At 61.6% G+C, this 12,724-nt stretch carries 7 protein-coding genes; 4 read left to right on the top strand and 3 right to left on the bottom strand.

Annotated elements, in window-relative coordinates:
• The first annotated feature begins 121 nt into the window (after positions 1 to 121).
• Positions 122 to 2,584: a TIM-barrel domain-containing protein gene (locus ACQ4N7_RS11220; protein ID WP_430711691.1), complete on the top strand. Its 2,463-nt coding sequence runs from the start codon at positions 122 to 124 to the stop codon at positions 2,582 to 2,584.
• Positions 2,585 to 2,706: 122 nt separating this feature from the next.
• Here ACQ4N7_RS11220 and ACQ4N7_RS11215 read toward each other — a convergent pair whose 3' ends face one another.
• On the bottom strand, positions 2,707 to 4,236 hold the full coding sequence (locus ACQ4N7_RS11215) for a methyl-accepting chemotaxis protein (protein WP_430711690.1): 1,530 nt from the start codon (positions 4,234 to 4,236) through the stop codon (positions 2,707 to 2,709).
• Between the two features lie 199 nt (positions 4,237 to 4,435).
• Here ACQ4N7_RS11215 and ACQ4N7_RS11210 point away from each other — a divergent pair, with 199 nt between their 5' ends.
• Positions 4,436 to 6,718, top strand: coding sequence for a hypothetical protein (locus ACQ4N7_RS11210; protein ID WP_430711689.1), 2,283 nt, complete (start codon positions 4,436 to 4,438; stop codon positions 6,716 to 6,718).
• 84 nt (positions 6,719 to 6,802) lie between these two features.
• Here ACQ4N7_RS11210 and ACQ4N7_RS11205 read toward each other — a convergent pair whose 3' ends face one another.
• A complete protein-coding gene (locus ACQ4N7_RS11205; RefSeq protein ID WP_430711688.1) occupies positions 6,803 to 7,924 on the bottom strand; it encodes an App1 family protein in 1,122 nt (373 codons plus the stop codon).
• A gap of 693 nt (positions 7,925 to 8,617) precedes the next feature.
• On the opposite strand from ACQ4N7_RS11205, the gene ACQ4N7_RS11200 reads away from it, so the two are divergent.
• On the top strand, positions 8,618 to 9,442 hold the full coding sequence (locus tag ACQ4N7_RS11200) for a thermonuclease family protein (RefSeq protein ID WP_430711687.1): 825 nt from the start codon (positions 8,618 to 8,620) through the stop codon (positions 9,440 to 9,442).
• 5 nt (positions 9,443 to 9,447) lie between these two features.
• On the opposite strand, the gene ACQ4N7_RS11195 is transcribed toward ACQ4N7_RS11200, so the two are convergent.
• Complete coding sequence (locus ACQ4N7_RS11195; RefSeq protein WP_430711686.1) at positions 9,448 to 10,836, bottom strand: FAD-dependent oxidoreductase; 1,389 nt, start codon at positions 10,834 to 10,836, stop codon at positions 9,448 to 9,450.
• 231 nt (positions 10,837 to 11,067) lie between these two features.
• Between ACQ4N7_RS11195 and ACQ4N7_RS11190 the strand changes: the two genes are divergently transcribed.
• Entirely contained in the window at positions 11,068 to 12,720 is a 1,653-nt protein-coding gene (locus ACQ4N7_RS11190) for an HD domain-containing protein (protein ID WP_430711685.1), read from the top strand.
• The last annotated feature ends 4 nt before the right edge of the window (positions 12,721 to 12,724 follow it).

Raw genomic sequence — 12,724 nt, 5'->3', positions numbered from 1 at the left:
TCCCCTGACGGATAAATGTCTCGCGCCTTTAGGCGACGTCTCTACTCCAGCCACCGACTAGCCTGTCACCAAGGTATAGCCACCGCTATATCTGTCGAGAGCTAATGGAAGGACTAAGCGCATGCGGGCTGCACTCAAACAACTCTGGCTGGGGCTGAAGTTTGTGCTACAGGCCCTGTGGTTTTTGCGGTACTCTCCCTACGCCATCTGGTACTCGTGGCAGCGCGATCGCCGCGATCGCCCCTACCAGCCCACCACCACTGCTGCGCCAGCCTCCGTCGGCAAAGGAATCCAGGCCACCCCCACCGATCGCGGTGCCCAGTTCGAATTTGAGCAGGCCAGCCTGGAGCTAGCGTTTCTAACCCCAGATTTTGTTCGCGTCACCTGGCAGCCGGGCCGTCTGCCAGTACCATACGCCCTGACCGATCGCGACTGGCCCCCCGTCGCTGTTGACCTGGCGGAGCAGGCCGAGGGCTGGCGGATCTCTAGCTCAGATCTGACGATCGCGGTGGGGTGGGATGGCGGCATTGCGATCGGCGATCGCACCGGCCAGATTCGCCAAGAGCAGCCCCCCCAGCGCCTGGGGGAAAGCTGGCAGCACACCGCCCTTCTGCGCGATGAAGAATGCCTGTACGGGCTGGGCGAACGGGCCGCCGCCTTTAACCTGCGCGCCCCCGTCACCCCAGAGCAGCCCAAAACCTACCAGTTCTGGAACTACGACCCCGGCAACATCTACCAGCCCGGCACCGACCCGATGTACATCAGCATTCCGGTGTATATGGGCCTGCATCGGGGGGGCAGCTACCTGGCCTTTTATGAAAACACCTTTCGGGGCGAGCTAACCCTGTCGAATAGTGCGGCTGAACCTCGCGCCACGGCCACTTTTGAGGGCGGTGCCCTGCGCTACTACCTGGCTGTGGGGGCACCGCCACTGCTCATGGAACGCTACACCGCGCTGACCGGGCGATCGCCGCTGCCGCCGCGCTGGGCGCTGGGCTATCAGCAGTCGCACTGGGGCTACCGCACCGAGGCCAACCTTCGCCAGGAGGTGCAGACCTTTCAGGCCGAAGACCTGCCCCTGAGCGCCATTCACCTCGACATCGACTGCCAGGTCAACCACCGCGCTTTTACCCTCGATCCCCAGCGGTTCCCCGACTTTCGGCAGTTCACCGCTGAGCTGGCCGCCGCCGGGGTGCGGGTGATTGCCATCAATAACCCCGGCATTCAGCACAACCGCCACAGCAATCTGTTTCTAGAAGGGCAAATTCTGAACGCCTTTTGCACCTACGCCAGCGGCGACCTGGTGGTGGCCCCCGTCTGGCCGGGGCGATCGGTGTTTCCCGACTTTACCAACCCGGTGGTGCGCGACTGGTGGAGTCGGCAGTTTGCCTACCTGCTGCAGGTGGGGGTGACCGGGTTTTGGCACGACATGAACGAACCCGCCGCCTTTGCCGCCTGGGGCGACCCTACCCTGCCCCTGTCTACCCGGCACTGTCTGGAGGGGCGCGGCGGCGACCACCGCGAGGCCCACAACGTCTACGGCATGCTGGAAACCCGCGCCGCCTTTGAGAGCCTGCAGCGCTATCGGCCAGCTACTCGGCCCTTTGTGGTAACGCGATCGGGCTGGGCCGGAATGCAGCGCTACGCCTGGACCTGGACGGGCGATATCGTTTCGACCTGGGAGGCGCTGCGCCAGACCGTGGCCACTATTCTGGGCCTGGGCCTGTCGGGGGTTGCCTTTTGCGGCTCAGATATTGGCGGTTTTTTGGGCAACCCCGGCGGAGAGCTGTACCTGCGCTGGTTTCAGATGGCGACCTTTACGGTGTTTTACCGTACCCACAGCGCCATTAGCGTGGGGCACCGCGCCCCCTGGACCTACGGCGAGCCCTACCTGAGCCTTATGCGCCGCTTTCTACGGCTGCGCGACCAGCTCATGCCCTACCTCTACACCCTGGCTTGGGAAGCGAGCGATCGCGGCTATCCCCCGGTGCGACCGCTGTTCTGGCTCGACCCCAAAGATGAAACCCTGTGGAACCGAGCAGACGCCTTTTGCCTGGGGGATGCGCTGCTGGTGTGCCCGGTGCTGGCTCAAGGACTGCGATCGCGCCCCTGTGATCTCCCCCCCGGTAACTGGTACAGCTGCTGGGATGACACCCACTGGACGGGCGGGCAAACCGTCGAGCTGCCCGCCCCGCTGGAGCAAATTCCGCTGCTGGTCAGAGCTGGCAGCATTTTGCCCCTGAGCGAAGGGGAAGACCTCACCCTGCATCTTTACCCCCCAGCGCTGGGTTCCCAAGGGGAAAGCCAGTATCGGCTCTACAGCGATGCGGGCGAGGGCTACGGCGACTCGCGCCTAGACCACTGGCACCTGAGCCAGCAGGGGCAGACCCTAACGCTCACCTGGCGATCGCAGGGCGACTACCCATTTCCTTACGGGCGAGTCAACCTGCACCTGCACGGCCCAGCGCTAGAGCAGGCCTGGGTTGATGGTCAGGCGGTGGCGGTGGCGGACCAGGTGCTGCCCGCCGCCGCCTCACAGGGGAAAACGTTCGAACAAGTCTGCCTCCAGATCAGAGCAGCCTAAACAAGACATCCCGCCGGGACAAACAATCGCTTGCCCCTACCCGCGCCATCAACCGCACCTTCAAAGTCAAGCTCAGCCTTGCTTTCGCCACTCTACCTGTTGTCCAACTCAGGCTGGTTGACCTAGGGTTGCTGGGACGCAGTCTCAAGCTTAAAGTAGGCCATGGACTGCTGCAGCTGCTCGGCCTGGGCGGCAATCTCGTGGCTAGAGGCGGCGACCTGGGCGGCGGCGGCGGCGTTGTGCTGGGTCACCTCGTCAAGCTGCACCATGGCGGTGTTGATCTGGGCAATGCCGTTGTTTTGCTCCAGGCTCGATCGGGTAATTTCGGCAATCAGCTCTGAAGTCTCCTGAATGCTGGGGACAATTTGCTGAAACAGGTCGCCAGTGCGTTTGCTGACCACCATGCTGCGATCGGCCAGAGCGGTAATTTCCTCAGCGGCGATGCGGCTGTGCTCAGCTAACTTGCGCACTTCCTTAGCAACGACGGCAAACCCTTTGCCCGCTTCGCCGGCTCGGGCGGCCTCCATGGTGGCGTTGAGGGCCAGCATGTTGGTCTGCTCAGCAATATCTTCGATGACGTTGATTTTGGCGATGATGTCTTGAATGACCTGCACCGTTTCGGCGACCGCCCTTTCGCCTTCGTCAACTTGGGCGACCGACTGAATGGCCGATTGATAGGTGTAGTCGGCCTGCCTGGCGTTGTGATTGATGATGGCGTTTAGTTCCTGAATGGCGGCGGTGGTCTGAACCACGCTGGCCGCCTGCTTTGAATTGCCCAACGACAGCCCCTGCGCCGCCCCGCTTAAGCAGTCAGACATCTCCAGCATGCGTTTGGCCGACTGCTGCTCGTCTTTGATAATGCTGGACAGGCGCGTGGTCATGACCTGCAAGGCCGTTAGCATTTGGCCAATTTCATCCTCTCGACCAACCGGAATGTTGGCCGACAAATTGCCTGCGGCTACTTTTTGGGCGATCGCCGCCGTGGTGACAATCGGCTTCGTAATCCGACCCGCCAGGTAGTAGGCCAGGCTGACCACACCCAGACCAATTAAGATGCTGCCTGCCAGAATGTAAAACGCCAGCCGGGAGGCAAAATCTACGGTGCTGCCCAGCTCACTTTCGAGGGCCACCAGCCCGTTTTGAGAATCGTTGAGAAAACTCTCAAGCGTATCGCTATAAGCGGTTTTTGTGCGCTGGTACTCAGGTCCATCCAGCAGGGCCAGGGCCTGTTCGGGCTGCCCCAGCTCCAGCAGATTCACAACGTCTGTTTCAAGCTCAGCCAGTTTGTCGTTAAGCCCCTTTTGCTGATCAAAAAGAGCCTGAATTTCGGGATCGACCGCGTTGGCCTGGGCGGCTATGATCAGGTTTTCCAGGGGGGCGAAATTGGCGTCGTAGCGCTCCTGCCACTGGCTGTCCTGGGTCAATACGTAGTTGCGCATCGACTGAGTTAGCACTTCGTCTAACCACATAATCTGCTGGGCGCGGGACAGCTGCTGCTGCGAGGCGCTGACCGACAACAGCCTGGTGCGAATTTGCCCGATGGCGAAGTACATTGTTGTGCCTATGCCAACCAGCGCGATCGCCCCGCCAAGGTACCCAACAAAAATGCGCGTGCGAATTTTGCTAGAAGCTAAGCGCTTGAGTAAAAACATCATGGCTACGGGGTGAGATATATGCACAGGCGGCTATGTCAGCTTTCCCGCTCTAACCCGCAAGCCAACGTTTTAGCCCCAGAGAGCTGGTTCGGGTCTCTGGGGCTAAAGAGCATCAAGAATTAGGCAAGAAAGCGATTCGAGAAGTCCGATCGCCCTATCTTGAGATACAGTTGCAGGTGAAATTGGCACCGCGCCCATGACCCTTCGCTCTCCATTTCGCCCTAAAAACTCTAGCGCTGCTGGCTCCGTACAGGTGTGGGTGGGGGCGCGTCCCCGGCGGCTGGGGCGTGGGCTGGTGCTGCTGCTGGCCCTGGGCAGCTTTGGGGCGGGGCTGGCGCTGCTGGGGCTGAGCTTTCGGCTGGGGCTGCGGCTGATGCTTGACCCGGAGGCGCTGCCTGAGGTTTTGGCGCAGTTTCAGCGATCGCAGCAGGTGGCCCTGCCCCCAGCGACCAGCCTGGAGGATCTGCGGCAGCAGGCCGAGGCGGCCCAGCAGCGCCTGGGCGAACCGCTGCCGCTGGGCGAACCCAAGTCTGACGGCAGCGGCATGCTGCTGGTGCCCATACTAGAAAATGCCTCAGGGGCCATTGCCTCGCTCACGCTGCTAGAGGGCAAGGACCGCGATGGCGAGCTGAGGGCGATCGCAACCCTCCCCATTCCCCCCCTTTCAAAAGACCTGGTGCTGGCCCCCTGGCTCAACAATTCCCAGGCTCCCGCCGCTGCGCCGTCTACGTTTGCCCTGACCCGAGTAGTGCCGCTACCCGCTCCGCCCGTGGCGACCGACGGCCTGTGGCTGACCCTGGAGGGCACCTGGCCGCAGCAGGGGCTGACCCTGCGCTACGGGCACCTGCTGCACTACGACCCTCAAAATCAGCGGCTGGTGCTGCTCAAGCCCTGGAGCAGCCCGGTCAACCGCCCTCCCCAGTGGGCCGACCTGGATGGAGATGGCCCCAGCGATTTGATGATTGACGAGACTGTGGGGCTGGAGACAGCGCTGCGGGGATGGCAGGTGATGGCGGGGGCGACACCGCGCCTGCAGCTGGTGTCGTGGGTGCGGGTGCCTGTAGATGCTGCGGCTCAGGCTGGGGCCTACCAGCAGGCGCTGCGCCTGGCCCGCAGCGGTCTTTGGGGCCTGGCCGCAACCTCTCTAAACCATCTCAAAGCCGCCCTGGCCGAAGGCTGGACTCCTGCCGCAGAGGCTCAGCTCAGGCTGGCTAAGCGCCATGCCACCATTACGCAACAGCAGGCCGACCAAGACTGGTCAACGCCGACCCAGCAGATGCTGGCCCTGCTGATTGATGGCCGCTGGGAGGCGGCCCTGACCCAGCTGGAAACGAACCCCGACCAGCTGCCGACTTTAATTAACCGACTGGCCACCGATCGCGGCCGCATGTGGAACCGCATTAGCGCGGCGGCGGCGCGACCTAACCCCGAACCAGCGGTCTATGTGTGGGGCGGCCTGGCCCTCAAAGCCCAGCAAAACCAGCCCACCAGTCTAGATGGTGCAACCCAGGACTGGCTGACTCGTCAGCCGGTGCCCGCCGCTACTCGCCAGCGGCTCAGTCGACTGCTGACCGCGCTGGCGAGCGCCCAAACCGTGGCCAGCCGAAACGCTGAGGCCGCCCGTCAGAACTCGGGCCAGGGGGCGATCGCGCCTGCTCAAACAGCGGCGACCGGGACGATCGCAATTGCCCCGCTGGAGGCCATTATGGGTCAGGCCAGACCCATTTCTCCGCCCCAAACCGGCTACGCCGCGCCGGGTCAGACCCTCGATCCTGCTTTGGGGCAGTGGTATGCCGTGGAGCTGCAGACCGTTCGCCAAAATCAAGCCTGGCGGCAGGGTTTTGCTACGCCCGCCGCGGCTGACCCCGCCGCGGTCTGGGCAGCGGTTCGCCCCGCTGCCCAGGCTTCGCCGCAGGTGCTGCGCTGGGTTACCCCTACCACCGGGGTGCCCAGCCCCCTCACCGTGCGGGGGCTGACTCTGGCCAACGGCAGTACCACCCTGCTGGCCACCGGCCCGGCAGTCACCGATTCTGTGCTGCCGCCGCTGGTATTTTCTCAGGGGGCGCTGACCTGGCTCGATGCCAGCCAGCGGCAAAGACCCGATGCGGAGGCGATCGCAACACCCGTGAGCACGGTGCTCTTTGGCAATCAGCCGCTGCCGACGGAGTTTGCCGGGGCGCTGACCAATCTGGCCCAGCACAGTCTCGACCTGACGGGCGACGGCCAGCCCGAGCGGGTGCTGACCTGGGATGACGCCGCCCTGGCTCAGCTGGCCCAGTGGCGGCTGACGGTGAACGGCTCGGCCCCCAAAACTGTGATTTTGAACGCAGACAATCAGGTGGTATACAGCGATTTGTTTGCGCCTCAGTCGCTGGTAGCGCTCACTAATCCAGCCGACGGCGCGATCGCGCTACTGGTGCACCGAGCCGGGGGCTACGAACTGCTGAGCTGGAACGCCGCGACCAAGCAGTTTGAGTAAAGCGGCATCGCTGAGGTAACACCAAAGCGCGAGGCCCGAGCGCTTTGCGCCCCTGTAGCTCCCCACAATTAAGCCTTTCAAACCCTAATCTGAAGCCGCTTGCTCACTAATCCAGTGGTGGGCGATCGCGTGCTCTATGGCCACCTGGGTTTCGGGAAACACGACGAATTCACAGCCCGCGGCCCTGACCTGCTGGGCGATTATGTCTAAATCGTGCTGTCGCTTGGCGTCGTTGGGGGTGACGTTGCGAATATAGATAGCCAGAATGCGATCGGGATAGTCTTGAAGCAGCCGTTGATAAATCCAGGCGTCTTTTTGGCCGCTGTCGCCAATCAAAATAAACGGCAGGGGATCAAGAGAATTTAGGATTGGCGTAATTTGCTCTACTTTGTGGCTGGTATGGTCAAAAGACAGCAGGTTGGCGGGCGACAACTCGATATCTCTAAGCAAAATTGAGCCACAGGGGATGTGGTTGAAATCCATGAACTTTTCAAACAGATCATACATATTCCAGGCGCTGCTGGAGACATAGAAAATAGGGTTTCTGTTGGCACCGCCAGGCTGCCCCTGCTGAAGGGCTCGATAAAACTCTGCTACCCCAGGAAACGGGCGGCGAGTGCGTTCGTTGCCAAGATAGGCAATGCGGATCATTTTGAGCAGATCGGTGGCCGCTGTGTGCATGATGGTGTCGTCAATATCGCTGATCACGCCAAACTGGGCGCGCTCCGATACCACCATAATTTCGCTATTTACTTTAATGGGTTCTGAATGCTGCGGCAGCGGTTCGAGCAATTCTAAGGCGATGGGTTGCCAAAGCTGACTATTTTTCTGAACGGCTTCAACAGGTCGATCAGAGAGTTTAAATTCAACGTTGAAATACCCCTCATCGTCAGCGACAACCTCTTGCTCAGCGTTGCCAAAATACGCTCGCAGACGCGCTCCTTCAACCTCGTCTGACTCAAAACGCCGATACATATTGCGGATGTTTTTCCAAACGGAGGCGTTTTCCTCGCGGAGCTTGATGCCCTGATCCTGCAGCACGCGTCCCCTAAGGTGCAGATGATCGGGGGTGCCATAGCCGCGGTAGGACATGATGCCGATCGGATCTTCATCTAGCCCCAGCAGGTCAGAAAGCTTCTCTTTAACGGACCCCTGAAGCTCGTCGAGGTGACCCAGCGCGGCTGAGATTAGACGAATACCCTGCATATCTGTGCTACCTCAGCTCTACGCCTATTGAGGCCAACGTATCGCAATTTTTTCCCTTTAACCTCTTCCTGCCTGAAGATATTGACTCCAGCTTTTAAACCTAGCGCTGCACAAATCACCTATGCCGTGAACCTGATTGACTGACAAAAGTTCTAGTGTAGGTTGGCGTTGAGCGGAGCGTTCGCAAAGCGTCTCCACAGGAGAAAACCCAACACCAGCAACGGTTTTGTTGGGTTTCGCTGACGCTAACCCAACCTACAGCAGGATAAGGGTTTCAAAAGTTTTGTCAGTCAATCAGGCCGTGAGCACGGCACTCCTAACGATAAAAACAGCCGGCATCGCTGAATTGAAGCATAGGTTTGGGTCGGGGCAAACAGCCATTTTCCCCGACGAGAGACATTGCTGTTTTAATTCATACCTTTATTCAGCAACGCCAAATAGCCATAGCCGTTCCCCGATCGAGGTCGATAGGACGACGATTTCCAGGGCAAGTTCTTCAAGTGAGTTACAGCGACGATCGCATACGTTGTGAAGAATTTTGTCGCCGCCCTGATCGAGTGGCCAGTTGGCAGAAACAGATGGCTGTACCCTGGCGCAGACTGCTCTGCGATCGCTCGTTTAATCCGACAGCGATAAACCTCTTGGTATACTGGATAACATTTTCTGTGACACAAGCGATAGGCTGACCTGACTATGCCCCAACCCCATGCCCCTCGACCGTTAGTACCCCTTGCTCAAGGCATAAAGGCGCTGGGGCTGCTAATTTTGGCCTCAGGCTGCTCGGCCCTGCCTGAGCTTGGGGCGATCGGTGCGTCGTCTGAGGTGGACGACGCCAACCAGGCCTACGCCGCCCCGACCGCTGCCGCTAAAACGCTGCCCACCGCCACCGTGGTCTCGGTGGGCGATGGCGATACGCTGCGGGTGCAGGGGCAGGGCGGCCCGCTCACCATTCGCCTGGCCTGTGTGGATGCGCCCGAAAGCAGCCAAGCCTTTGGCCCCGAGGCTTCGCTGCGGCTGCGACAGCTGCTTTCGACCGGGCGGCCAGTGGAGGTGCGGGCGATTGAGCGCGATCGCTACGATCGCACCGTGGCCGAAATCTACAGCGGTGGCCAGTCTGTAGGCCTGCAGCTGGTGCGCGAGGGCTACGCTGTCGTGTATGAGCAGTATCTGGATGGCTGTGCAGCCACCGCCACCGACTACCGGCAGGCCGAAGCCGCCGCCCGCGCCGCCCGCCTCAATTTCTGGAGTCAGCCCAACCCCACCCTGCCCTGGGACTTTCGCCGGGGTGCGGCATCGCCGGGTTCCCCCCCTCCTCAAACACCGACGGTGACATCGCCGCCCGCGGCCCCGCCACCCGCGGCGGCTCCCAGTCGCTTGCCCGCCTGCACCTCCAGTGACTGCGACTGCGGTGACTTTGCCACCTGGGAACAGGCCCAGGCTGTGCTCAACGCCTCCCCCGGCGACCCCCACCGCCTGGATGGCGACAGCGACGGCGTGGCCTGCGAAAGCCTGCGCTAGTTGCCTCACCGCGATCGCCGCCAGTTAAACCAGTTCTCGGCCCAGTCGCGCCGCCAGGTACCGGGGTGCCAGCGCTGCTGCTGCCAGGTGCTCACCATTAAGGGCAGAATGGCCGCCAGGCTGTGGGGCAGCGTGGGCAGGCGCTCAAGCTGGGGGAGCGCAGTGCCCTGCTGCATAGCCAGGGCCAGGGTGTGAATGAGTTCGCTGGCCCCAGGGCCGCAAATTTGAGCGCCCACCAGCTGCCCATTGGTCCGCACCACCCAGCGGCAAAAGCCGGTGATGTCATCGCCCTGGTGGGCTTTGAGCAGCTGGCCAAAGGGTACTTGCAGCACCGTGACCTCGCTGCCGTACCAGCGACGGGCCTGGGTGGCACTCAGGCCCAGGCGGGCGTACTCGGGCGTGGTGTGCAGCAGAGCGGGCCGATCGCGAAGGGATAGCTTGCGCCACGGCAGGTAGAGCAGGTTGCGCAGGGCGATCGCCACGTCTTGGTGGTCGGTAGTTTCGGCCCAGTAGCCGCCGATCGCAGGGCCGCAGGCAAACACGCGGGGGTGGGCCGTCGCCAGGCGATCGTCCACCGGCAGGGCCGTAGTGGTGCCGTGAACCGTGCGGAGCCGAATGCCAATGCTGGCCAAATTGAGGCCTGCTAAAAGCGGGTGGGGTGCAGTAGCAAGAATTAGGGCCTGAGCGGCGATCGCGCCGCCGTCGCTGAGCAAGAGTTCGACGCTGTCTTTGTGGCGAATGGTTTCGATCTGACTGCCCAGCTTCAGGACAACCCCCGCCGCCTCTAGCAGAACCTCGATGAAGGCAGACAGGTCGGCGTCTTCGGTAGGTAGTAGGGTGCTCCCCCGGCTAACCAAAGTCGTGTGGGTACCAAGCCGCGCCAGGGCCTGGGCCAGGGCGATCGCCGCCCCGCTGCGCCCCAGCACGATCGCGCTTTTCGGCAGCGTCTCCAGCTCCAGCAGGCTATCTAAGGTGAGGTGCGGAGTCTCCGCCAGACCCGGAATATCGGGCACAGTGACCTCAGTGCCGGGGGCCAGCAGGTAGCCGCGCGACGTGAGCCGTCGGTTCAAAGTCGTCACCGCCAGCCGGGGCCGAGGGCTAAACTGCCCCGGCTCCAGCACTACATCTACGCCACCGGTCGCCAGGCGATCGAGGCCAAGCTGAGGGTAGGCCACCGCCTCTAACGCCCTAACCTGATGCTTCAAACCATGCCACTCGGTCTCTGGGACTGCCGCCGCCATCGTCGTGAGCAAAATCTGACGACGAATGCACCCATCTACCGACCCCAGCGGCTCGACCAGCGCCACCCGCGCCCCCTCTCTCGCTGCCAGCGCCGCCGCCTCGCGCCCCTGCACCGTGCCGCCCAAAATCACCGCATCATAGTCAACGGCCATGATCTCCCCGTCGTGATGTCTCCATGAGTTTAGCGGGGAAGGGGTGGGGGAAGTGAGGAGGGTGAGGGAGGTGAGGAGGGTGAGGAGTTCAAAATGCAAAATGCAAAATTTTGCATTCACCCACACCCACCCACTCCCCTCCCAACCTAAACTCTGAGTAAAGTTTTTCCACCGTCCTGATGGGTTGCAATCAGGCAGGTAAGATCTGAAACGAAGCTGCATGGGCGCACTATGACCGGTACTACCTCGATTCGCGAGTCGAGCCTAGCGACAGATTTTGCCAACTTTGCCCCGCCAGAAATTACCGGCGATCGCGTGCTGGCCGCGATTGATGTGGGCACCAACTCAATTCACATGGTGGTGGTCAAAATTCAGCCCGACCTGCCCGCTTTCACCATTGTCGATCGCGAAAAAGAGACCGTGCGCCTGGGCGACTTTAACGAGGCAACGGGCGGGCTGTCGGAGGCGGCGATGGAGCGGGCGATTGGGGCACTGAAACGGTGCTGTGCGATCGCGACCAGCCTCAAGGCCGAAGACATTGTGGCGGTGGCCACCAGCGCCGTGCGCGAAGCCAGCAACGGCCAGGCGTTTATCGAGCGGGTCTATAACGAAGTCGGCCTGGCCATCAACCTGATCTCGGGTACCGAAGAAGCCCGCCGCATCTACCTGGGCGTGCTCTCGGGCGTGGAGTTCAACGGCGAACCCCACGCCATTATCGACATTGGCGGCGGCTCTACCGAGCTGATTTTGGGCACGGGTGAGCCCCACCGCTTTCTCAGCAGCACCAAGGTGGGCGCGGTGCGGCTGACCGCTCAATTTGTCTCTACCGACCCGATTTCAGAGCCAGAATTTAGCACCCTGCGGGCCTACGTGCGGGGCATGATCGAGCCCAATACCACCGGGTTGAAGTTTCACCTCCAGCCCGATGAACCGATTCAGCTGATGGGGACATCGGGCACGATCGAGTGCCTGGCGGCTCTGGTGGCTAGCGATCGCCTGGGTCTGGTGCCCGACCCCCTCAACGGTTTCCAGATCACCTACGAAGAAGTCTCGCGGCTGGTCGAAACCCTGCGCCAGGCCACCTACGCCGAGCGCCTAGAAATGCCGGAAATGTCGCCCCGACGAGCTGAGATCATCGTGGCGGGGGCGGTGATTTTACAGGAGACCATGGGGCTGCTGAATGCCGATCGCATCACCATTTGCGAGCGCGCCCTGCGGGAAGGGGTAGTCGTCGACTGGATGCTCACCCACGGTCTGATCGAAGACCGCATGCAGTTTCAGAAGTCGGTGCGGCAGCGCAACATTCTCAAAACCGCCAAAAAATACAAGGTGCACCTCGATCGCTCCCAGCGCGTGGCCCAGTTTGCGATGGATTTGTTTGAGCAGACCCGAGGCAGTCTGCACACCTGGGGCAATTTAGAAAAAGAGCTGCTCTGGGCCGCTGCCATTCTGCACAACTGCGGTCACTTCGTCAGCCATTCGTCGCACCACAAGCATTCCTACTACCTGATTCGCAATGGCGAACTGCTGGGCTACACCGAAACCGAGCTAGAGGTGATTGCCAACATTGCCCGCTACCACCGCAAGAGCGCCCCCAAGAAAAAGCACGACAACTACCGCAGCCTGCCCACCCGCTACCACCGCCAAACGGCTACCCACCTCAGCGCCCTGCTGCGGGTGGCGGTCGCCCTCGATCGCCGGGGCATTGGCGCGGTCGAGGGCATTGCCTGCCAGTTCGATACCGACGCCAACGTGCTGAATATGGACGTCATCCCCGCCCACCCCAACGATGACTGTGCCTCAGAACTGTGGAACCTGAACTACAAAAAAGACTACTTTGAGCAGGTCTTTGAGGTGAAGCTGCTGGCCCGTCTGGTGCGCTGAGCTA

Source organism: Nodosilinea sp. AN01ver1 (genome assembly GCF_050565655.1).
Classification (GTDB): Bacteria; Cyanobacteriota; Cyanobacteriia; order Phormidesmidales; family Phormidesmidaceae; genus Nodosilinea.
This window is presented reverse-complemented; position numbering and strand designations above follow the sequence as displayed.

Bases quoted from the DNA above. Each gene is read 5' to 3' on its own strand.
- ACQ4N7_RS11220 (WP_430711691.1), top strand. From the start codon at position 122: ATGCGGGCTGCACTCAAACAACTCTGGCTGGGGCTGAAGTTTGTGCTA.
- ACQ4N7_RS11195 (WP_430711686.1), bottom strand. From the start codon at position 10,836: ATGGCCGTTGACTATGATGCGGTGATTTTGGGCGGCACGGTGCAGGGG.
- ACQ4N7_RS11205 (WP_430711688.1), bottom strand. From the start codon at position 7,924: ATGCAGGGTATTCGTCTAATCTCAGCCGCGCTGGGTCACCTCGACGAG.
- ACQ4N7_RS11190 (WP_430711685.1), top strand. From the start codon at position 11,068: ATGACCGGTACTACCTCGATTCGCGAGTCGAGCCTAGCGACAGATTTT.
- ACQ4N7_RS11200 (WP_430711687.1), top strand. From the start codon at position 8,618: ATGCCCCAACCCCATGCCCCTCGACCGTTAGTACCCCTTGCTCAAGGC.
- ACQ4N7_RS11215 (WP_430711690.1), bottom strand. From the start codon at position 4,236: ATGTTTTTACTCAAGCGCTTAGCTTCTAGCAAAATTCGCACGCGCATT.
- ACQ4N7_RS11210 (WP_430711689.1), top strand. From the start codon at position 4,436: ATGACCCTTCGCTCTCCATTTCGCCCTAAAAACTCTAGCGCTGCTGGC.